This is a genomic window from Acinetobacter sp. GW821-FHT09D10 (assembly GCF_059416285.1).
Genome location: NZ_JBWKOW010000003.1, coordinates 197,740 through 221,013, shown reverse-complemented (window position 1 = coordinate 221,013; position 23,274 = coordinate 197,740). Strand labels below are relative to the sequence as shown.

General features: G+C 39.5%; 19 protein-coding genes. 14 read left to right on the top strand and 5 right to left on the bottom strand.

From position 1 onward, the window contains the following. Positions 1-100: 100 nt before the first annotated feature. Positions 101-1,627 carry a fumarate hydratase gene (locus tag AC07M3_RS10070; protein WP_004641080.1) on the top strand — a complete coding sequence of 509 codons (1,527 nt, stop codon included), beginning with the start codon at positions 101-103 and terminating at the stop codon, positions 1,625-1,627. Positions 1,628-1,769: 142 nt separating this feature from the next. Next, positions 1,770-2,324 carry a DUF2059 domain-containing protein gene (locus AC07M3_RS10065; protein WP_003654848.1) on the top strand — a complete coding sequence of 185 codons (555 nt, stop codon included), beginning with the start codon at positions 1,770-1,772 and terminating at the stop codon, positions 2,322-2,324. A gap of 24 nt (positions 2,325-2,348) precedes the next feature. Here the strand turns inward: AC07M3_RS10065 and AC07M3_RS10060 are convergent, their stop codons facing one another. The 4 genes from AC07M3_RS10060 to tig all read right to left on the bottom strand — a co-directional run bounded on the left by AC07M3_RS10060 (position 2,349) and on the right by tig (position 6,770). Beyond that, positions 2,349-3,065 (bottom strand): DUF2846 domain-containing protein, encoded by a 717-nt coding sequence (locus AC07M3_RS10060; RefSeq protein ID WP_005036950.1) that lies wholly within the window; start codon positions 3,063-3,065, stop codon positions 2,349-2,351. Positions 3,066-3,217: 152 nt separating this feature from the next. Next, a complete protein-coding gene (gene clpX, locus AC07M3_RS10055) occupies positions 3,218-4,531 on the bottom strand; it encodes an ATP-dependent Clp protease ATP-binding subunit ClpX (RefSeq protein WP_045434957.1) in 1,314 nt (437 codons plus the stop codon). A 105-nt stretch (positions 4,532-4,636) separates the two neighbouring features. Next, positions 4,637-5,242: an ATP-dependent Clp endopeptidase proteolytic subunit ClpP gene (gene clpP, locus AC07M3_RS10050; protein ID WP_003654845.1), complete on the bottom strand. Its 606-nt coding sequence runs from the start codon at positions 5,240-5,242 to the stop codon at positions 4,637-4,639. Between the two features lie 193 nt (positions 5,243-5,435). Next, complete coding sequence (gene tig / locus AC07M3_RS10045; RefSeq protein ID WP_005036955.1) at positions 5,436-6,770, bottom strand: trigger factor; 1,335 nt, start codon at positions 6,768-6,770, stop codon at positions 5,436-5,438. A 414-nt stretch (positions 6,771-7,184) separates the two neighbouring features. Between tig and AC07M3_RS10040 the strand changes: the two genes are divergently transcribed. The 7 genes from AC07M3_RS10040 to rdgB all read left to right on the top strand — a co-directional run bounded on the left by AC07M3_RS10040 (position 7,185) and on the right by rdgB (position 15,648). After that, complete coding sequence (locus tag AC07M3_RS10040; RefSeq protein WP_307011875.1) at positions 7,185-9,485, top strand: TonB-dependent receptor; 2,301 nt, start codon at positions 7,185-7,187, stop codon at positions 9,483-9,485. 106 nt (positions 9,486-9,591) lie between these two features. Continuing rightward, positions 9,592-10,275, top strand: coding sequence for a Fe2+-dependent dioxygenase (locus AC07M3_RS10035; protein WP_494567198.1), 684 nt, complete (start codon positions 9,592-9,594; stop codon positions 10,273-10,275). 459 nt (positions 10,276-10,734) lie between these two features. Next, positions 10,735-12,432, top strand: a complete 1,698-nt coding sequence (gene leuA, locus AC07M3_RS10030; protein WP_004641067.1) for a 2-isopropylmalate synthase — start codon at positions 10,735-10,737, stop codon at positions 12,430-12,432. A gap of 83 nt (positions 12,433-12,515) precedes the next feature. Continuing rightward, positions 12,516-13,676, top strand: a complete 1,161-nt coding sequence (gene metX, locus AC07M3_RS10025; protein WP_003654837.1) for a homoserine O-succinyltransferase MetX — start codon at positions 12,516-12,518, stop codon at positions 13,674-13,676. Next, the gene (gene metW, locus AC07M3_RS10020) at positions 13,676-14,269 is read left to right on the top strand and encodes a methionine biosynthesis protein MetW (protein ID WP_009393021.1); all 594 of its coding nucleotides are present in this window, start codon (positions 13,676-13,678) and stop codon (positions 14,267-14,269) included. The genes metX and metW overlap by 1 nt, the downstream gene beginning before the upstream one ends. Further along, the gene (locus AC07M3_RS10015; RefSeq protein ID WP_016801941.1) at positions 14,266-14,853 is read left to right on the top strand and encodes a tetratricopeptide repeat protein; all 588 of its coding nucleotides are present in this window, start codon (positions 14,266-14,268) and stop codon (positions 14,851-14,853) included. Before metW ends, AC07M3_RS10015 begins: the two co-directional genes overlap by 4 nt. 171 nt (positions 14,854-15,024) lie before the next feature. Continuing rightward, on the top strand, positions 15,025-15,648 hold the full coding sequence (gene rdgB, locus AC07M3_RS10010; RefSeq protein WP_494567197.1) for an RdgB/HAM1 family non-canonical purine NTP pyrophosphatase: 624 nt from the start codon (positions 15,025-15,027) through the stop codon (positions 15,646-15,648). A gap of 195 nt (positions 15,649-15,843) precedes the next feature. Here the strand turns inward: rdgB and AC07M3_RS10005 are convergent, their stop codons facing one another. Further along, positions 15,844-16,719, bottom strand: a complete 876-nt coding sequence (locus AC07M3_RS10005) for an AEC family transporter (protein ID WP_494567196.1) — start codon at positions 16,717-16,719, stop codon at positions 15,844-15,846. Positions 16,720-16,972: 253 nt separating this feature from the next. Here AC07M3_RS10005 and AC07M3_RS10000 point away from each other — a divergent pair, with 253 nt between their 5' ends. The 5 genes from AC07M3_RS10000 to AC07M3_RS09980 all read left to right on the top strand — a co-directional run bounded on the left by AC07M3_RS10000 (position 16,973) and on the right by AC07M3_RS09980 (position 23,270). After that, positions 16,973-17,191 carry a Sec-independent protein translocase subunit TatA gene (locus AC07M3_RS10000; RefSeq protein WP_004794775.1) on the top strand — a complete coding sequence of 73 codons (219 nt, stop codon included), beginning with the start codon at positions 16,973-16,975 and terminating at the stop codon, positions 17,189-17,191. A 12-nt stretch (positions 17,192-17,203) separates the two neighbouring features. Further along, positions 17,204-17,638, top strand: coding sequence for a Sec-independent protein translocase protein TatB (tatB, locus tag AC07M3_RS09995; RefSeq protein WP_494567195.1), 435 nt, complete (start codon positions 17,204-17,206; stop codon positions 17,636-17,638). Then, positions 17,635-18,405, top strand: a complete 771-nt coding sequence (gene tatC, locus AC07M3_RS09990) for a twin-arginine translocase subunit TatC (protein WP_004794778.1) — start codon at positions 17,635-17,637, stop codon at positions 18,403-18,405. Before tatB ends, tatC begins: the two co-directional genes overlap by 4 nt. A gap of 175 nt (positions 18,406-18,580) precedes the next feature. Further along, entirely contained in the window at positions 18,581-20,761 is a 2,181-nt protein-coding gene (locus AC07M3_RS09985) for a PhoX family protein (RefSeq protein ID WP_494567194.1), read from the top strand. A gap of 175 nt (positions 20,762-20,936) precedes the next feature. After that, positions 20,937-23,270: a PhoX family protein gene (locus AC07M3_RS09980; protein ID WP_494567193.1), complete on the top strand. Its 2,334-nt coding sequence runs from the start codon at positions 20,937-20,939 to the stop codon at positions 23,268-23,270. Positions 23,271-23,274: the final 4 nt, after the last annotated feature.

The window sequence follows — 23,274 nt, the reverse complement described above, 5'->3', positions numbered from 1 at the left end:
GCGACTTTCGGTCAAAAGATCAACCAATCTCCCACAAAACTATCTTTTTGTCATATAATTTAGCCCGCTAGCTAACAGCCCGCTCAAGAGATTTTTTGGTATGACAACGATTATCAAACAAGATGACTTGATTACATCAATCAAGGACGCCCTACAGTTTATTTCGTACTATCACCCGCAAGACTTTATCCAAGCGATGAGCCGTGCTTATGATCGCGAAGAAAACCAAGCTGCAAAGGATGCAATTGCACAAATTTTAATTAACTCTCGCATGTGTGCGGAAGGTCATCGTCCAATTTGCCAAGATACTGGTATTGTTAACGTTTTCCTTGAAGTGGGCTTAGATGTTAAATTTGATTTAACAATGAGCTTAGACGATGCAGTAAATGAAGGTGTTCGCCAAGGTTACCTTGAAAATAGCAACGTTCTTCGTGCATCTGTACTTGCTGACCCTGCATTTGGTCGCAAAAACACAAAAGATAATACCCCTGCTGTAATTCACTACAAACTCGTTCCGGGTAACAAAGTAGATATTACTGTTGCTGCTAAAGGTGGCGGTTCAGAAAACAAATCTAAACTTGCGATGCTTAACCCATCTGACTCGATTGTTGATTGGGTACTTAAAACTGTACCAACAATGGGTGCAGGCTGGTGTCCTCCAGGTATGCTCGGTATTGGTATTGGTGGTACTGCTGAAAAAGCCATGATGCTTGCTAAAGAAGCGCTCATGGAAGAAATCAACATGGACGAATTACTTCGCCGTGGACCAGAAAACAAAATCGAAGAACTTCGTATCGAAATCTTTGAAAAAGTAAACGCACTTGGTATTGGTGCTCAAGGTCTTGGTGGTTTAACCACTGTTCTTGATATTAAAATTAAAGATTACCCATGCCACGCTGCTGGTAAACCAGTAGGTATGATTCCTAACTGTGCTGCTACTCGTCATGCTCACTTCCAGCTTGATGGTTCAGGTGTAGCTCATATTCAAGCACCTAAACTTGAAGATTACCCATCTGTAACTTGGGATTCTTCAAAATCTAAACGTGTAAACCTTGATACCATTACTCAAGCAGAAATGGATTCTTGGAAACCAGGTGACACATTACTCCTTAGCGGAACAATGTACACAGGTCGTGACGCTGCGCACAAACGTATGGTTGAAATGATCGACAACGGTGAAGAATTACCAGTTGATCTTAAAGGTAAGTTTATTTACTACGTTGGCCCTGTTGATCCAGTGGGTGACGAAGTTGTTGGTCCTGCTGGTCCTACAACTGCAACACGTATGGATAAATTCACACGTAAAGTACTTGAGCATACTGGCTTGTTTGGCATGATCGGTAAAGCTGATCGTGGTCCTACAGCGATTGAAGCAATCAAAGACAACAAAGCAACTTACTTAATGGCAGTTGGCGGTGCAGCTTACCTTGTATCTAAAGCTGTTCGCGAAGCTGAAGTTGTTGCATTTGCAGACTTAGGTATGGAAGCAATCTACAAATTCGTAGTTGAAGATATGCCTGTTTCTGTTGCGGTTGACGTAAACGGTACATCAATTCATGCAATTGCTCCAAAAATCTGGCAAGCGAAAATTGGAAAAATTCCAGTAGTCGACGCTGCGGCAGGCTAATCAAGAAAAGCACCGAATTCGGTGCTTTTTTTATACCTTCTTTTTTTATTTTGAAACCTGAAAAGAATTGTAACAATTACTTCTTCAATCTGTGCTATTAATAAATCCACTCTCTCGCCATATATTGAATATAGGTCATTTCATGACTATTCGCCCTATTCTTAAAAATCTTTCAATTAGCCTCTGCCTAAGCTGCATTACTACAAGCTTATTTGCCTCTCCTGCTAAGTTAAGTTCAGTTAAAGAACTCATGCAAATGAGCCAAATTGATTACCTGCTTAAAGAATCAATTAATGAATTAACGCCTTACTATGATCAACAGGCAGAACAGATCGTTAGTAATATCACGGGTATCAAAACTTTAGGTCCGAAAGAAAAAGAAGCTGCGAAAAAGCTTGGCTTACTATTGAAAGATTCAAGTAACCAACTGATAAGCAATCCTAAAACAGCACAAGCTTTACAAGATATTTATTTAAAGACATATTCAGAAGAAGAGATTCAAGCGAATCTTAAATTCTTAAAAACCCCAGAAGGCCAATCAATTACACGTAAAAACGTACAGATTATGGGGCAAATTTCAGAATATATGATGGAGTTGGGACAGCAGACATTTAATGATCCTAAAGCACGGGATCATATGCAAGAAGAGATGCTTAAAATTATTGCACCGCTTATGAAAGATAAAGAAAAGTCTTAACTTTTCTTTATCTTTTGCAGGCCATTACCAAGTTAAAGGGTTCCATAATTTAAATGGTTTAATCAGATGTACATCTGATTTTTCATCATATTTGGCAGGTTTTAATTCTTGTGGTTTATGCCGAATCTTGCCTGAAGCATCTTCTGCTACAAAGTTGTAGCTTGAAGATTTCAATTCGGTAAAGGCAATTTCTCTACGGCCAATATTATCTTGCATTAACATAAATGGCCCAGTGTGTTCACCTCGGTCCATTTTATTTTCTTCATCATATTTCAAATAATAAGACGTTCCAGCCTCAACAGTTATATCCATATATTTTGGCTCTTGAAAATGAATCCCCAATAAAGGGCGGCTCGCAGAAAGACGATAAGTCCCTGCTGGCAATTCAATCCAATAATAATGGTTATGTAGTAGGCTCGGAATTCGCTTGCCATTTACAAACAGGTTAATCGCCGCGATTTCCTGACGATTCCATTTCGTATCTGGTCGATAGAGATAAACAACAGCAGCTTGTGCGTTTTGTGGTTTGATCGGGACAAATGTCTGACCCAATTTTTGATTAACCCAACCACCCACAGCAAAACCACCTACGTGATATTGGTCTAATAGTCCGGGTTCTTTTTCAACATCGACTTTAGGTAAGGTTGCAGTCAATTCACCCGTATTTTTTTCTAAATGAGATGAACTTTGACAGCCCACAAACAGTCCGGCACAGCACAAAGATACGATTAAATAACGCATGGCATCCCTCAAAGCGTTTTGTTTTTGATTTATTTTTTACAACGCAAAACTATGCGTATTTTGTATTTTTAAGATTAACACCACGCACATAAATTGAAAACAAAAAAAGCATGAATCACTCACGCGATTCATGCTTTTTAGATGAATGAAATCTATGCAGACTTCGAATCAATAACCTTTAAATCTGCCTTAGCAACACTTTCATGTGTTACAGCTTCTTTAGGTTGGCGCTCAGCTTTATAAACAGGCTCTGCTTCACCATTGATCACTGCTTCATTAATGACGACTGTTCCAACATCAGTACGGCTTGGTAAATCGTACATGGTTTCAAGCAGTACGTTCTCCATAATAGAGCGTAGACCACGCGCGCCCGTATTACGTTCAAGTGCTTTCTTCGCGATAGCACGCAATGCAGAATCTTCAAAGATCAGATCAACATTTTCCATAGTGAAAAGATATTGATACTGGCGAGTTAATGCATTTTTTGGCTCAGTCAAAATTTGCATTAATGCTTCTTCATCAAGCTCTTCAAGTGTAGCAATCACTGGTAAACGACCAATAAATTCTGGAATTAAACCAAATTTCACTAAGTCGGTTGGCTCAACCTGACGGAACAATTCAGCAAGTTTTTTGGTTTCATCTTTGTTTTTAACATCAGCTGTAAAACCAATACCGCCTTTCTCTTGACGCTGCTGTACAATTTTTTCCAAACCAGAAAATGCACCACCACAAATAAACAAGATATTCGAGGTGTCAATTTGGATAAACTCTTGCTGCGGATGCTTACGCCCACCTTGCGGAGGAATAGAAGCCACTGTACCTTCAATCATTTTTAACAATGCTTGTTGTACACCTTCACCTGAAACATCACGCGTAATTGACGGGTTTTCAGATTTACGAGTAATCTTGTCAATTTCGTCAATATAGATAATGCCCTTCTGAGCTTTTTCTACATCGTAGTCTGCTTTTTGCAAAAGTTTTTGTACAATATTTTCAACATCTTCGCCCACATAACCAGCTTCGGTTAATGTTGTTGCATCTGCCATTGCAAATGGAACATCTAAAAGGCGAGCTAATGTTTGCGCAAGTAAAGTTTTACCCGAACCTGTAGGTCCAATCAGTAGAATGTTACTTTTAGCAATTTCTACTTCTTTAGACACATGGCCATTATGACCAACTTTTAGGCGTTTATAATGGTTATAAACCGCAACAGATAACGTCTTTTTGGCAAGATCTTGACCAATCACATATTGATCAAGCGCAGCACGTATTTCATGTGGTTTTGGCAATGCCTTACTCGCCCAGTCCCCTGCTTCAACCTGTTGGCTGGTTTGTACAAGGTCTAAGCAGACATCCACACATTCATTACAAATATATGCGTCCTCACCTGCAATCAGTTTCCCGACTTCAGACTGCGTTTTACCGCAAAATGAACAATGTTTTTGTCCTTGAGGATGTTCGGACATATTCACTCCACAAATAGAATCTTAAATATTAGGGCAAGATGCACTGCATAAATAACTAAATGGAGATCTTTTTCAACATCTCAAGTTATTTACATCAGAAGGTCCTTATGGACGCTTACTTAACACCTGATCAACCAAACCATATTCTTTAGCAGACTGTGCTGTCATAAAGTTATCACGGTCAGTATCACGAGCAACGGTTTCGTAGTCTTGACCACTGTGCTCTGCCATTAAGCGGTTTAAACGTTCTTTAATAAATAGAATTTCACGCGCATGAATTTCAATATCCGATGCTTGACCGCGGAAACCACCTAATGGTTGATGGATCATGACACGGGCATTTTCTAGACAATAGCGTTTGCCTTTAGCACCAGCATTTAACAAGAATGCACCCATTGACGCAGCTTGACCCATACAATATGTCACGACATCAGGTTTAATAAACTGCATCGTGTCATAAATAGCCATGCCCGCTGTCACAGAACCACCTGGAGAATTGATATAAAGGTGGATATCTTTATCAGGGTTTTCAGCTTCTAAAAACAACATTTGGGCAACAATCAGATTTGCCATGTTGTCTTCAACTTCACCTGTTAAGAAAATGACGCGCTCACGTAAAAGTCGTGAATAAATATCAAAAGAACGTTCGCCGCGAGAAGATTGTTCAACCACAACAGGAACTAAAGCATTTTCAATTGTTGGAACATACATACGTTATTTATTCCTAAATTTTTTGTGACTTAACCTATGGCAACAATATGCGGGATAATTTCTCAAATTGCAAAAGGTTCGCACTGAAATATTATATTATTTATACCTAAGTACTTAATGTCGCACTCAAATTAACCACATAGTGAAAAACAAAAAAGGCGCATAAAGCGCCTTTTTCTGACTTCTTAAAAGATTAGCCCATACGGCGAGCTTGTTGTTCTTTTAACAAATCATCGTAAGATACAGCTTTGTCAGTCACTTTAGCAGCAGCTAAGATGTGATCAACAACTTGATCTTCTAATACAACTGCTTCGATTTGAGCACGTTGTTGAGCATCATTTTTGAAGTATTCAATCACTTCAGTTGGATCTTCGTAAGAAGAAGCCATGTCGTCAATGTAAGCATCAACGCGAGTTTGATCAACTTCAAGTTTAGCATCAGCTAAAACTTTGCTTACCAATACGCCAAGCTTAACAGAACGCTCTGCTTGCTCTTTGAACAATTCGTCAGGAAGCATGCTCTTGTCAAAAGATTGCGCGCCTGCACCACCGAACTGTTGAGTGAACTGTTGAACCATTTGTTGACGTTGACGGTCAATTTCTTGAGCAACCATTGCAGTTGGAACTTCAACTTCGTTCGCAGCAACAAGTGCATCAAAAGCAGCTTGTTTAACTTGGTTACGTAAACCATTGCGAACTTCACGTTCCATATTCTTGCGAACGTCAGCTTTTAACTTCTCAACGCCTTCTTCTTCAGTTACACCGAAGATTTTCAAGAATTCAGCATCAATTTCTGGAAGTTTTGATTTTTCAACTTGCTTCACAGTGATTTTGAACTGAGCTGCTTTACCAGCCAAGTTTTCAGCTTGGTAATCTTCTGGGAAAGTAACATCGATTACTTTCTCTTCGCCAGCTTTCATGCCAATGATGCCGTCTTCGAAGCCAGGAATCATACGACCTGAACCTAACACAAGTTTAAAGTCTTCAGCAGAACCGCCTTCAAACTTCTCACCATCGATAGTGCCTTCAAAGTCAAAAGTCACTTGCATGTCTTTTTTCGCCATGCCCTTGGTAACAGCCCAAGTTTGACGTTGTTTTTGCAAGTTTTCGATCATAGCGTCAACGTCAGCATCTTTAATTTCAGCTGTTTTACGTTCAACTTCTAAACCGTCAAATGCTTGTACTGTAACTTCTGGATAAACTTCTACAGTCGCTTCAAAAACTAAAGCATCTTCTTTATGTTCAACTTTATCAATGTTCGGCATTCCTACCGCATTGATTTTTTCTTGTTGAATTGCTTCAAAAACGCTATCACGAATGATGTCATTTACAACTTCTTGATAAATGCCCGCACCGTATTCGCGACGAACAACGTTTTCAGGTACTTTACCTGGACGGAAGCCGTTGATCTTCACAGTTTTGGCAGTGCGCTTCAAACGAGCTTCAAATTGCTCGTTAATACGGCTCGTCGGTACAGAAACATTTAAACGACGGGCAACGCCCGAAACCGCTTCAGTCGTTACTTGCATGGCTTCCTCGATAAAAATTAGTGAGTAGGAACAGTTTTTTTAAAAGTGCTGTATTATATGACAACTTTCAAGATATACAAAATTAACCGACCACTTCATTTAAATGAAGGTCGTTATTCTAGTAAATTTCACAGTAATTTTATGATTCTTTAAATATTTTTCATAAAGCCTTAAGTAAAACTAATTTTTTAGTTATTCTTCATAAATCTAAAATTACAATCAAAATCCAATTTTAATCGATTTTACAAACAATTACTAAGAATCAGTAGATTAGCTACATAAAAGTACAATTCTGCATTCACTCATTCACTTTATCTTCACAATTCAATTGGCAAATCCAATTAACACAAACTGTACATATAAATAAGAATTATTATTATTCGCATAACCTTTTAGTTTTAGAGTCCTGAAGTCATGTCTTTGATTAGAACACGTAAAAAAATTGTTTCTTCTGCGATAGCTTCTTCGCTATCAATGATTGCAACAACAGCCATGGCACAAGAAGCAATTTCACAATTACCAACGATTCATACTCAAGCGACTCAAGAAGAATCTTTAAAAGTAGATCAGTCTGCAAACTCTAAATTCGTGGCCCCCCTCAAAGACACGCCAAAATCAGTCTCTATTCTTTCTCAAAAATTAATTAAAGATACAAACTCGAATACCCTACTCGAAGCTTTACGCTATGAGCCAGGCATTACTTTAGGTGCTGGCGAAGGTGGTACACCATTTACAGATATGCCTTATATTCGTGGTTATAGCGGACAGTCTTCTATTTATGTTGATGGTGTTCGTAATACAACTTCACAAAGCCGCGATATGTTTGCTATTGAACAAGTTGAAGTTATTAAGGGCTCTTCTTCTGCCCTTGGTGGTGGCGGTAGTGTTGGTGGTAGTATCAACTTAATTCCTAAAGTTGCTCATGAAGGCGACGTTTACCAAGGTAGTGTTCAAGGTGGTACTGACAACTATCGTCATATTCAACTCGATGCCAACAAAGACTTTGGTAACGGAGTTGCTGGTCGTGTTGTTGTTATGGGCCATGAAAATGAAAAAGCTGGTCAGAGTAACGGCGCTGAATATGCTCGTGCTGGTATTGCATCAAGTCTTGCATTTGGCCTAGATACAGCAACTCGTGGAACACTTAGCTACTACTATTTACGCAGTAATGATGAACCAGATGCGGGTATTCCATTTAACAATGCAAACCCGACTACTCCTCCTGCTGGAGTTACTGTGACTCCTGGTAACGGTAAGCCTGTTGATGTAAAAGCGGGTACTTACTATGGCTGGAAAGCTCGTGACTTTGATAAACGTGAAAACCATATTGGTACGTTTAAATTAGAACATGACTTTAATGAAAATCTTACCTTGTCAAATGTAGCGACTTACAACAAATCTAAATCTGACTATGTTTACACCAATGCTGATGACTCGAAGGGTAACATTTACAGAGGTACCATCGCTCGCCGTGCTTTAAGTCGTATCTTGGATACCGATGCATATAGCGATCAACTTTCTTTAAGAGGTAAATTTAATACTGGTTCATTAAAACATTCTTTTAATGTCGGTACTGAATGGAGTCTCCAAGAAACTGACCAAGGTATGTATACATTTACCAATGCGGCAGGACAAACAACTTCGACAATTTTACAAGATAATATTAGCAACTGTACTTCAGCTGCGGCTGCTTCAAATGGCTGGTGTACGAGTTTGAATAATCCAGGGAACGGTGCATTCACTGACAAACTGGGAACAATTAAAGGACAATCTACAACTCGTAGCCACACTGTTTCTCTTTATGCTTTAGATAGTATTGAATTTAATCCTCAATGGCTTTTAAATTTGGGTGTACGTTGGGATAAGTTTGAAACAGAGAAAAAATATAATAAAGATGTCAACGGTACAACTGGCGGAGCTTATAACTCTACCATTAGTATTCCGAAGGGAACAAAATACGAAAGTGATTCAGATTTCTTCACTTATCAAGCTGGCTTAGTCTTTAAGCCAACTGAAGCAGGTAGCATCTATGCAAGTTATGCAACCTCTGCAAACCCAGTCGGTGTTTTAGCTGAAGGTGATAGTAGCGATAACGCTCTAGGTACAACAGATATTGTTAACAATCTTAAGCCTGAAGAAGCACGTACTTTTGAATTAGGTACAAAATGGGATCTGTTTAATAACCGCGCAAATTTAACCGCAGCAATTTTCCGTACAGAAAAGCAAAATACACGTATCCAAATCGACCCTACAACAACTGCTAACGCTGGTAAAAGTAAAGTTGATGGATTTGAAATCAGCTTGAACGGAAAGATTACTGACAAATGGGATGTATCGACAGGTTATAGCTATTTAGACAGCGAAATCACAGATGCTGCATACAATTCGATTGCTCAAGAAGGTAAGCCATTACCATTTGTAGCGAAAAACAGCGCTACCTTATGGTCTACTTACAGAGTAATGCCTCAATTGACTTTAGGAGCTGGTGTTGAATATCGTGATCAAGTATTTGTAAACACGACTGCGCCTAAATATTTGCCAACCTATACTATTTACAATGCGATGGCTAAATACGACGTTAACAAGAACGTAAATTTACAGCTTAACATCAACAATATCTCTGATAAGCGCTATTTCACGAGTGCACATGCAGCCCACTATGCATTTGAAGGTAATGGCCGTAACGCAGTGTTAGCAATTAACTTTAAGTACTAAGTTTAAATTCCATAATAGCTTTATGGAATTAATTAAAGTTCATATAAGATAGCCTCATCACGAGGCTATTTTTACAAATGAAGTATCTATTTAAAAGGTGTTTGCTGTGATTCATCATATCCCTAGTGTTTTAAGCAAAGAGCAAGTTGCTGAGTTTCGTAAGCTCATGAAAGAAGCGAGTTGGGTAGGTGGGAAAGTTACTGCTGGCACCCTATCGGCTTCGGTTAAAAGAAATCAGCAACTTTCTGAACAAGACCCGCTTACACACAATTTAAGTGATATTGTGATTAAAGCAATTTGGCAAAATCCTGTGTTTCAGGCCGCAGCCCTACCTCACAAAATTATTCCACCACTTTTTAATCGATATGATGAACATGAAAGCTTTGGCTTCCATGTAGATAACTCAATTCGCCTTATCCGTGGTACTTCTGAGCAAATTCGTACCGATTTATCTTGTACATTATTTTTAAGTGAACCTGATGAATATGAAGGTGGTGATCTGGTTATTGAAGATACTTATGGTTATCACGAAGTCAAATTACCAGCAGGCGATGTAGTACTCTATCCTTCTACTAGCTTACATGAGGTGAGTAGTATTACATCTGGTACTCGATTTGCTTCTTTTTTCTGGGTTCAAAGTCTGGTGCGCGATGATAGTAAGCGACACCTTCTATTTAATTTAGATGAAAGTATCAGAGCACTGCGTAAGACACACGGTGATAGTTATACTGAAGTTATGAAACTCACCAATATTTACCACAACTTAATTCGCATGTGGTCAGAACTGTAACTACATTTATTTTTGCCTTATTGAGATCATGCAATCTTTTTTTCCTCAACAAGGCAAAATATCGAAAAATATTTCCTACAAATTAGAAAGTAGCGCAAAATTAGAAAATTATTTTCTAATTTCCGAGATTAAAATTATTATAAGAATTTTGCACAACGTGTAATCATTGTTTAGATGTGATATATCTAAATGATAAACATATTAGCAAACCACCAAACTTATTATTTCACGGTCTAGAGATGAAAACGAATTACTTGTTTGCCCAGCCTACTCAAGCAAGACATCATCTGCAACTCCTGATGCTGCGCCACGCGCGCGTATAAATATTTTGTCTGCTTTTTAAAGCAGCACTTCGAAATTACCTTTAATTTTTCTCAATTAGATACCATATATAACCGTAGAGACGTTGCCTTTTAAATATATTCAGAGCAACCGCGCTACGAGACAAGGAGTTTTCTCATGATGTTGGCTGACCCAAGCAAAAAATACCGCCGTATGTACCAACGAGTGGATTTACCAGATCGCCAATGGCCAAATAACGAAATTACAAAAGCGCCAATCTGGATGAGCACCGATTTACGTGACGGTAACCAAGCAATTTTTGAACCAATGGACATGGAACAAAAATTCAAAATGTTCAAAATGCTTGTAAAAATCGGTTTTAAGCATATTGAAATCGGCTTCCCTTCTGCATCTCAAATCGACTTCGATTTTACCCGTATGTTGATCGAAGAAAATCATATTCCTGATGACGTATACATTGAAGTTTTGGTTCAAGCGCGTGACCATTTAATTGAACGTACTTTTGAGTCTTTAGCAGGTGCTAAACGTGCGATTGTGCATATTTATAATTCTAATTCTCCAACCTTCCGTCAAAAGGTGTTGAATGTAGATGTTAATGGCGCAAAACAGTTAGCAATTAATGCGGCTCAAAAAGTTAAAGAGTATGCGGCGCAGTATCCTCAAACTGACTGGATTTTCCAGTACAGTCCAGAGTGTTTCTCTGCAACAGAATTAGAAGTCGCTAAAGATGTCTGCGATGCCGTCACAGAAATTTGGGATGCACGTCCTGACCATAAAGTTATTTTAAACTTACCTGCGACTGTAGAAGTGTCTACACCAAATGTTTATGCAGACCAAATTGAATGGATGCATCGTAATTTGGCACGTCGTGATGGCGTGATCATTTCTGTTCACTGCCACAATGACCGCGGCTGTGGTATTGCTGCATCAGAACTTGCAATTATGGCAGGTGCTGACCGTGTTGAAGGTTGTGTGTTTGGTAATGGCGAACGTACAGGTAATGTTGACGTTGCAGCGATTGCATTGAACATGTATACCCAAGGTGTAGCGCCAGAGTTAGATTTCTCTAACATTAATGAAGTGATTGCAACAGTTGAAGAATGTACTGGCTTACCGGTACACCCTCGTCATCCATATGCAGGCGACTTGGTATTTACTGCATTCTCTGGTTCACATCAGGATGCAATCAAAAAAGGCTTTGAGTACCAGAAAAACGAAGAAATCTGGGATATGCCTTACTTGCCAATCGATCCGAAAGATTTGGGCCGCGACTACGATGCAGTTATTCGTGTAAACAGCCAGTCTGGTAAAGGCGGTATTGCTTACTTATTAGAAGCGAACTACAACGTTGTGTTGCCCCGTCGTTTACAAATCGAGTTCAGTCAGGTTGTTCAACAATATGCTGATGATAACGGTACAGAAATTAATGCAAAAGAAATCTGGACCTTATTTAAAGACACGTATGTTGATGTAAAAAACCACCATTACACAGTCAAAAACTACAGATTATCTGACATTAATGGTACTCAAATCATCGAACTTGATGTTGATGTCGAAGGTGAAACACAACAACTTCGCGGTGAAGGTAATGGACCAATCTCTGCATTCTTAAATGCGCTTCAGTTACCAATTGACGTGTTGAACTATGAAGAACGCAGTATCAGCTCAGGTGCAAATGCGAAAGCGTTAACCTTAATTGAACTTCAAGTCAAAGGTACAGGCAGAGGTTCATTTGGTGCCGGTGTTCATGACAATACAGTCACCTCATCAATTGAAGCAATTATTGCATGTACTAACCGTTTGATTGATCAAGGTGTTTTAAGTACAGATCAGGTTGTTGCCGCTGCTGTTTAATTAAAAAAAAGACTTTGGAAAGGATACCTAGCTTGGTATCCTTTCTTTTTATTCCTGAAAGATTTAAAAGGCGAAATGTTCCCGTGTCTTTTCCAGCTGATTCAGTGGGGTTAGTCACTCCGCAAAAGTTCCAATTTGAAGAACCATTACATCTTGAATGTGACCGTGTTTTGCCACGTTTTGAATTAATGGTCGAAACTTACGGCACTTTAAATGCAGATAAATCAAATGCTATTTTAATCTGTCATGCTCTTTCCGGACATCATCATGCAGCGGGTTATCACCACGAAGATGATAAAAAAGCTGGTTGGTGGGATAGCTGTATTGGCCCGGGTAAAGCAATCGACACGAATAAGTTTTTTGTAGTTTCGCTAAATAATATTGGTGGGTGTAATGGCTCAACTGGCCCAACTTCCCCAAATCCTGAAAATGATAATCGCCCTTATGGACCAGATTTCCCATTAGTAACGGTACGTGACTGGGTAAAAACTCAGGCCATGCTTTCTGACCGGTTGGGTGTAAATATTTGGTATGCCGTTATTGGTGGCTCTTTAGGGGGCATGCAGGCACTACAATGGTCGGTTGACTATCCTGACCGCTTACAAAAATGTGTCATCATTGCCAGTGCGCCAAAGCTTTCAGCACAAAATATTGCCTTTAATGAGGTTGCACGCCAGTCTATCTTGTCTGATCCAGACTTCCATCATGGTCGTTATTTGGAAAATGATAGCTATCCTAAGCGTGGCCTGATTTTGGCCCGAATGGTAGGTCATATCACCTATCTCTCTGAAGAAGCCATGAAACAAAAATTTGGCCGTGATTTAAAATCAGGCAAATTTATGTATGGTTTTGATGTCGAGTTTCAGGTCGAAAGTTATCTTCGTTACCAAGGCGAGCAATTTAGCCGTAACTTTGATGCCAATACTTATCTCATCATGACCAAAGCATTGGATTATTTTGATCCATCACGTGAATACAACCACTCGTTAACAGACGCGATGGGTAAAACAAAATGTCAGTTCCTGATTGTTTCTTTTACAACAGATTGGCGTTTTACACCAAGTCGCTCTCAAGAGATTGTTGATGCACTCATTACCAATCATAAGCCAGTAAGTTACCTCGATATTGATGCCGAACAAGGACATGACTCGTTCTTATTCCCGATTCCATTGTATGTCAAAACCATGCGCGCTTTCTTAGGCGGTGAAGAACACTTAAAATCGACGTCACTGGAGGCAAGCTAATGCGTATTGATCAACAACTGGCAGAAAAGTGGATTAAACCAGGCTCAAGCGTACTCGATTTGGGCTGTGGTGATGGTGAATTACTCGCTCATATGAGCCAAAAGCATCAAATTCGTGCTTATGGCTTAGAAATTGATCAAGAAAAGATTGCAATTGCCGTCAGTCGCGGGTTAAATATTATTCAACAAGATTTGAATCTCGGTTTGAGCCGTTTTGCTGACCAGTCTTTTGACTATGTGGTTATGGCACAGGCTTTGCAAGCTGTAGATGCACCGGATGTTTTATTAAGAGACATGGTGCGTGTGGGTAAACAGGCAATTATTACTTTTCCAAACTTTGCGCATTGGAAGACTCGTTCTTTTCTTGCATTAAAAGGTATGATGCCTGTATCGGATGCTCTACCATATATGTGGTATAACACCCCCAATATTCATTTATGTACATTTAAAGATTTCGAAGCACTATGTGTGGAAAATCAGATACAAATTATTAATCGACTCGCCGTCAATGGAAATCAGCAGGGAAGCCTGTTAAGCAAACATGTTCCTAATTTGTTTGGTGAAGTCGCTATTTATCGAGTGAGTGCACTATGAAAAAGACATTATTTAGCACACTATTTGCAGGACTGCTAAGTATGCAGGCTCATGCAGATTATATCGCCCAGCCACAATCGGTTGCGAGTCAGGCTGCACGCTTTTCAACAATGGGGGTTAATGACCTTCAGAAAGCTGCAAAAGCTGGTCAAGCAGGCGCGCAATTTTACCTTGGTACACATTACCAATATGGTAAAGATGTAGAAAAAGATGAAAAGCAAGCTTTCACATGGTTTAAAGCAGCAGCTGATCAAGGTTTATCGCCAGCACAATTAAACGTAGGCCGTATGTATGCCGACGGCATTGGTGTTAGAAAAGATGAGTCAATGGCTCGTAAATACTTCGAGAAAGCGGCAAGCAATGGTGATAACCGTGCAAGCTATAACCTCGCAATGATGGAAGAGCAAAAGAAAAACTACGTAGGTGCTTACCAGTGGTATGAGCTTTCAACTCGTGATGGCATGCTCGACAATAAAGTAATTAGCCTATCAGAAGGTAAGAAAACTGCTCTAGCGGCGAACTTAACTCAAGAACAAATCCGTACAGCGCGTGACCGTGCAGACAAATGGATTCAAGCACAATAATAACGGTTCATCCGTAAAAAACCTTACTCGACTAAAGCCACCTTGTATGCTCTACAAGGTGGCTTTAGTTTAGATATCCATTTTTATTCTATTTATTTCCCTCTATATCCCCTCTTAAAAAACACGTAACATAACTCAAGTTCGATATTAGCTATAAAGTTTGGTTTTATTATGTCTACCCCACATTGGTTTGATCAGGGCAGTTTAGTTCTTGCCAGCAATAACAAAGGTAAAGTCGCTGAGTTTGAAAAACTTTTTGAACAGCTTAAGTTACCTGTAGAAATTATTCCTCAAGGCCGCCTTAATATTCCCGATGCAATTGAAGATGGTTTAAGCTTTATTGAAAATGCCATTATTAAAGCTCGTCATGCCTCTCAAATTTCAGGTAAACCTGCTATGGCTGACGACTCTGGTATTTGCGTTTCTGTCTTAGGTGGCGCACCCGGTATTTTCTCAGCACGCTATGCTGGAGAACATGGTGACGACGCAGCAAATAATGCCAAGTTACTTAATGATTTATTACCATTTCGTAAAAATGGTGAAGTGATTGAAGGCATGTTTGTGTGTGTACTTGCTTTAGTGACTCATGCAGAAGACCCTTTGCCACAAATTTTCCAAGGCATTTGGCACGGTGAAATTTTAGAAGCTGCTCGTGGTGAAAATGGCTTTGGCTATGACCCACTGTTCTGGTTGCCTGAATTGCAAGTTTCTAGCGCTGAACTGTCTAAAGAAGACAAGAATAAGATTAGTCATCGTGGACAAGCGATGCAGTTATTTAGAGAGAGTTTAGTATAAACTTTCTTTTCATATAGCCTTTGAATACCACGTTAGAGAATATTCGGCTTTGTATAGGCAATACTTTACTTTTGTTTAGGCAAAAGTAACAAAACCATTTCTGTCACTGACGGTACATCCTTGCTACCGCAGTGACATGGCGGCATCCATGCCGCCTTAGCACAAGCAAGTGTAGGGCTAGAATTAAATAATTAATTAGACGAACATGTGCAAAAATACCGCATAAATTGCAATACACACACAGCTCACAATCGTCCCAGAGGCGATATAAGCCGCAGATCTTCCCGTTCCTTGATAATGGGTTTCTAGGGCTACAATGTTGGCAGCTGGTGGCAAACAGAACATTAAAAACATCACACCAATGTGCTGGCTCATATTGGGAATCGGTAGAAATCTATAAGTAAGTCCACAAAGAATAATCCCACATACCACCTTAAAAGCTTGAGCTTTTGTACTGTAAATTAAGTCTTTTACATGAACTCGGGTACGGCGCAGCCACATTCCCAACACACACATCCCAGCAAAAGTCATCACAAACTTGGCAACTTCATAGACCCAGTGTATGGCAGGATGTTCGAGATGCTGGGCACCTAAAAGCCTGAGCACAAGCGCAACGAATATTGAAATACATGGTGGAGAAGACAAAACTTTTTTTAATATATTGAGCTTACTTTGCGGTGCAGTTGTTACAGCAGTCACAGCCCAAGCATTGCCAAAAAGCGACATTCCAATATATAACGCCACAATAGGCGCCGTAGCTTGGGGCCCAAATAAAGCCATGGCAAAAGGAAAGCCGAGCCACCCCATGTTGGTATAACTTGCGCAAAGTGCTAATAATCTGTCTTTAAATAAAGCTAAATAAGCAAAGAAAATAAGAAATGCTGAACCAAAGCTAAAGAGCATTAAACTCAAACTACCCGGCTGATAAAATACCATGTTGTAAATAATAACAACTGGAATAAGTAAGCGGGCAAGCCAAGCGGAAAGAACAGGTTTTATCGTTTCTGAAAGAGAAGTCTGGGCAAGCAGAAGTCCAACAATAAAAGCAAATATTGGGAGTATTAATGCCACGTTTTCTCCTCTCACCCATCAAAACCAGCCTGTTATGCTACACCTTTTCAAAATGAAATGTACTCTCCTTTTCAAGTAATTTAAGCTTCTCTTTTTTAACTCTTTCTAAAGTAAAAAACCAAACACATCCTTTCTAGAACCCATCTTTTTAGATTTTGACTGACGGCCATTGTCTTAAAAATGACATATAAATGTCACATTGTTGTCATAGCAACCTGTTGAGATAAACCAAACTGAAAAGAGGTATAAGATCATGGCCGGTTTATCTATTTGGCACGTTGTTATTTTTGCAATTGTCGTTATTTTATTATTTGGTACATCTAAATTAAAAAATATCGGTAAAGACGTAGGTGGTGCAGTAAAAGACTTTAAAAAATCAGTTCGTGAAGAAGACGAAACTGCTGCTCTTAATACTCCACGTACAATTGATGCCCAAGTCAAAACCCCTGACAGCACATCAGTGAAAAGCTAAAGGTTTTCCACCATGCTTGATGTAGGAATGACAGAGCTACTCTGTTTTGCAATTATTGCAATTTTAGTTTTAGGTCCGGATAAACTTCCAGAAGCCGCACGCTTTGCTGGTCGTTGGTATGTCCGTCTAAAACGTTATATTACCAATTTGCAAAATGAGATTGATCAAGAGTTGCGTCTTTCTGAATTTCGAAAAGAAATGCAAGAAGAACTCAACCGCATTGAAGCACTTGAACGCAAAGTACAACAACAACTTGAAGAAATACAAAAACAGACTACTTCAGACAAATCAGAAAAAGCTGAGGTAGCTGAAACTATATCTCAGTCTACAATGTACTCCCCTGTATCGGGCCATTATGAAGTGCCCTTTCTTGCCAAATTTACACCTTTGGCATCTCAAAGCGACACTTTAGAAACACCCCCCGTTAAATTGAAGATTGCCGTATGAACCAACTGCCTTCAACGACTGTAAATACGCAAGAAAATCTAGACCAAATGCCAATCATGAACCATTTGGTGGTTTTAAGACGTCATTTATTTAGGATTGTCGGGGTAACATTATTTTTATTCTTTTGCTTATTACCCTTTAGAAATAACACTTACCAATTATTATCCGAACCTTTAAGGTTACAGCTCCCTGCATCATCGTCAATGATTGCTACAGATGTGACTGCAACCTTTATGGCGCCGTTCAAGCTCAATTTATTTGTCGCGCTCGTGTTGGCAATGCCATTTATTCTTTATGAAATATGGACTTTTGTGCGTCCAGCATTGTATCAAAAAGAACGTCATTTAGCACTTCCGTTACTTATTGGTAGCATTGTTTTGTTCTATGCCGGCGTTGCTTTTGCATATTACATTACCCTTCCTGCAATTTTACATTTCTTTATTAGTGTATCGCCTGAAACCGTAGCACCTATGACGGATATTAATAGCTACCTAAGCTTTTGCTTAAAGTTATTTTTAGTTTTTGGTGTGACTTTTGAAATTCCAATCGCGACCCTCTTACTTATTTTAATAGGTGTGGTGAATACAAAGAGTCTGGCTGAAAAAAGACGTTTTATTATTGTGGGATGTTTTTTTGTAGCCATGTTCATTACACCACCAGATGCAATTTCTATGGTGATGTTAGCCATCCCAATGTGGTTGCTTTTTGAACTTGGATTATTATTCGGTAAAATTCTTGAGAAAAGAAAAGCTCAATCTGCTGAATAACAAATCATATTTTTTTAAAGCCTGAAATTCAAAGTTCAGGCTTTTCATATAGACCACTTTTTAATCTACAAACCCATAAACTGTCTTCAAAGTGACTTAAAAGTGTAAGAAAAGTGTCATTTCTAGTCCATAGAATCAACTCAACAAATATACTCACAAAAGTTACGGATTTATTATGACAACTGCTTCTAACCACCCAACACGTCGCGATATTTTAAAATGGTTTACGGGGATTCCTTTTCTTCCATTAGGTGCGATGGCTACGGCAGCAACGTTAGCAGGATGTAACGATAGTAATGATGATTCAGACATTACGACTCCATCAAAACCAATTAACTTTAAAAATGCAACGTTCACTTCAATGCCAGCTCCTTCTGCTGTAGCAGAGATGGCAACGACAGCATGTGCATCAAAACTTGCGATTTCATGGGAAGATGGCAGTAAAACTGAATACCAACTTGCTTACAAACCATTCTTTTTAACAGGTACAGAAGTTCCTGATGGTAAAGGCGGAAAGATTATCGCGGGTGGTTATTACGATATTAATAATCAGCCAATTATCGACAAATCAGTTGCGGGTAAAGAGCGTCAGTTCTTCTCTGACTGTCCAGATGGTAGTTCTCTAATTAGCTTCAAACAAGCGACTGGCAAAGATTTCACAGATGCAGACAAGAAAGCATTAGGTGTAACGGGTAACCCTGTATTCCATGTGGTTCAGTTTGAATATTTATCGAAGGACCAAAATGGTGGTGATACTTACGGTAAATTATCATCTCCGATTGCTGTGCTTACTTTAGACCAAGACCCGAAAACTGGTCATTTGACTTTAATTAAATATCACAATGTAGACACTTCAAATGCGCATGGTTTATGGATTACTTGTGGTGCAAGCTTGTCACCATGGGGAACTCATTTATCGAGTGAAGAATATGAACCAGATGCTTTCAACCAAAAGTTAGGTCAATCACTTTCAACACTTAAAGCATTCAGTAAAAATGTGTATGGTGATGAAAATGCAGCTAATCCATATAACTATGGTCATTTACCAGAAATTACCGTAAATGCAGATGGTACGGGTCACGTGACAAAGCACTACTGTTTAGGCCGTATTTCACATGAGCTTGTGCAAGTTTTCCCAGATAACCGTACTGTATTAATGGGTGACGACTATACCAATGGTGGTCTCTTCATGTTCGTTGCAGATAAAGAGAAAGACCTATCTGCGGGTACCCTCTACGTTGCAAAATATACAACAGTGCTTACAGATACAACGACGGGTCAGATCTCATGGATCAAGCTGGGTCATGCAACGAGTGTAGAGATTGAAAATCTGATCAAGAGCGGTATTAAAGGAACTGATATTTTTGAATCAGTTCTACAAATTGCTAAATATCCAAGCGATGCAACAACAGCAGAAAAAGATGCTATTGATGCAGGTGACAAAGGTAATCCTGAACAACAAGCTTTAGCAAAAGCTGCAAAAGATCGCTTAAAAATCCAACAAGCTGCTCAAAAAACAGAATTGGAAGCACAAGGTTTCAAATTTACTTATTTGAGCAAAACTGGTGTTTATCTCAAGCTTAAAGATAACAGTGACAAAACTAAACTTGCCGCTGCTTTCCTTGAAACACACCGCTATGCTGCTTACGTCGGTGCTTCAATGGCATTGACTAAGAACGAAGGTACGACTGTAAATATTGCAGATAAACGAGCATATTCGGCTTTAGCTAACATTGTTGATTCAATGGTTGAAGGCGGTAGTGGCTACCTTGCTGAACACAACGTTAAATTCCCGAAAATCACAGCTGGTGGTATTTTGGAGCATAAGCTTACAGGCGGCCAAAAAGACAGCTTAAATGTCGCAATCAATAGTGAATGGGTACCCAGCCAATCTAGCCTTCTCATTAAAGGTAAAGATATTAGCTTTGACACTTTAGGTAACACTGCTGACCCAGAACAGATCGCTAGCCCAGATAACTTGAAGTTCTCTGAAAAGCTACGTACGTTATTTATTGGTGAAGACTCTGGTAACCATTTGAATAACTTCTTATGGGCTTATAATGTCGACACTAAACAGCTCATTCGTATCTTGTCTACACCAGCAGGTGCAGAATCGACTGGTCTACACGCAGTCGATGAAGTGAATGGTTGGACTTACATCATGAGTAACTTCCAACATCCAGGTGATGAATGGAACCGTTTCTACAAAGAAACTAATGGTGTTCGTACTGGTATCAGTGCAGATTTACTTGCGCAAATTGATACAGCAATTAATACAAACTACAGCAACAAATTTGCAGCAGCAGTTGGCTATATCACTGCCGACCCAATTGCTCCATCTGTTGTGAAGAAATAATTTCTTTCACCAAAATAAAAGAAACCTGCCTTGTGCAGGTTTCTTTTATTTTTGACTAAACAATCAAATATTTCACTAACTTATCATCAAAACGTCAACGCCACGTCACATTCACAACCTAAGCTCATGAAGACTTTTAGAACAATCTCTTTATTTACTTACTTAGGAATTTCCCATGACAGAGCTGACGCCATATCATGAAGACCAAGAACTGGATAATAATACTTCTGACAACCTCCACTTTCGTGACATTTTAGAACAACATGTAAGTCGCCGTAGTTTAATTACTAAAGCAGCAAGCGGTGCCGTAGCTCTAACTTTAGCCTCTACTTTAACAGGCTGTAATGATAGTAATGATGACTCAGGTCCTAACAACGGTGGAACCCCACCTGTTGATCCAAATAAAAAGCCAGAAAAATTAACCTTTACGGCAGTCGCAAAAAACCACAACGATATTGTGACTGTACCTGAAGGTTATGAAGCCAATGTCATTTACGCTTTAGGTGATTCAATCAACCCTGCTTTTGGTGACTGGGATGATAATAATATTCCATCAGGTCCAAGCTTCCAGTTCCGCTCTGGCGACTGCCATGACGGCATGCATTTCTTTGGTTTAAATACTTCGACAAAAGACTTTGATGAAAGTGTTTCAGCCGAAGGTTTGTTAGTCATGAATCACGAATATATTAATCAGACCTTCCTTCACCCCAAAGGTCCAACAAAAGTTGATGGACGTCGCCCTGAAGATGAAGTAATTCGTGAAACCAATGCACACGGCGTATCTGTCGTTCATATCAAAAAAGATGCAGCAACTCAAAAAGTAGAAATTGTTAAAAAATCAATTTTCAACCGACGTATTACAGCATCAACCATTATGGAATTTGCTGGTGCTGCTGCTGGTTCTAGTTTGCTTTCAACTCGTTTCTCGCCTGCTGGACGTCAAACTCGCGGCACACATAATAACTGTGGTAATGGTTATACCCCTTGGGGCACGTATTTAACTACCGAAGAAAACTTTATTGGTTATTTCCAACGTTCTGGTAGCGATGAATATGCACGTACAGATGCAGAAAAAATTGCATTAAAACGTTACGGTTTAGGCGTTAAAAAAGATGAACCTTATCTTTACGAGAAAGATGAAAAAGGTGCGCCTAAAAAAGATAAAGATGGCAAGGTTATTTATTTAAAAGATAAAAATGGTGAGTTAATCCCTAACGTTGATGAACAAGGGAGACAAATTTATTTCGGCACAAGTTCGCGTTATGGCTGGGAAACGGCAATTGGTCAAGTTGAATCACAAGACTTATATGATCGTTGGAATGCTGATGTAAAAGCTGCGCAGGCAACACAAGACTACCGCAATGGACCTAATACATTCGGTTGGATGGTCGAAATTGATCCGTTTGATGTTCGCCAAAATCCAGTTAAACGTACCTCATTAGGTCGCTTTGCACATGAAGATAGTGCTTGCCGTGCCGTTGTAGGTCAACCATTAGCATTTTATATGGGTGATGATTCTCGCGGAGAATACATCTATAAATTTGTCTCTACCGCTGTATGGGATGCCAAAGATGTAAACGGCGGCTATACGGTCGGTGACAAATATATGAACGCAGGTAAATTGTATGTTGCCAAATTTAATAACGATGGTTCAGGTCAATGGATTGAACTTGCCTATGGCAAAAATGGCTTAAATGAAAGCAACACCACTTACCCATTCAAATCTCAAGCAGATGTTGTAACATTTGCGCGTTTGGCTGGCGACGCTGTCGGTGCTACAAAAATGGACCGCCCAGAATGGTGTACGGTTAACCCAGTGAATGGCGAAATCTATGTAACTCTTACCAACAACTCAAATCGTGGTAAAGACTACCCAACAGATGCAGCCAACCCACGTAACTACACAGATTTATATAACGGCACCAAAGAGCAAAAAGGTAACGTTAACGGTCATATTATCCGTTTTAAAGAAACCGATGATAAAACGACTGCTGAAACCTTCAAATGGGATATCTACCTATTTGGTGCAGAAGCATCTATGGCTTCAAATATCAACTTATCGGGTCTGACAGACAATAATGATTTGTCTTCACCAGATGGTATGTGGTTCGACCCACGTGGTGTGCTTTGGATTCAAACAGACGATGGTGCCTACACCGATGTTACGAACTGTATGATGCTTGCTGCACTACCGGGCCAGATTGGTGATGGGGCTACTGCAACGACTTCAAATGGTCAACAAACTCTAGTCGGTGCTAAAGTTACAGACTCAACATTACGCCGTTTCTTGGTTGGACCAAAACAGTGTGAAATTACAGGCATTGCCATGACACCTGACCACAAAGCAATCTTTATTAATGTTCAACATCCGGGCGAAGATTCTGCAAGCTACGCGACACCAGACAGTAACTGGCCAGCAACCCAGAAAGATCCAAGCAATAAAACTGCACGTCCACGTTCAGCAACTGTTGTGATTACCCGTAAAGATGGCGGTGTGATCGCAGGCTAATTTG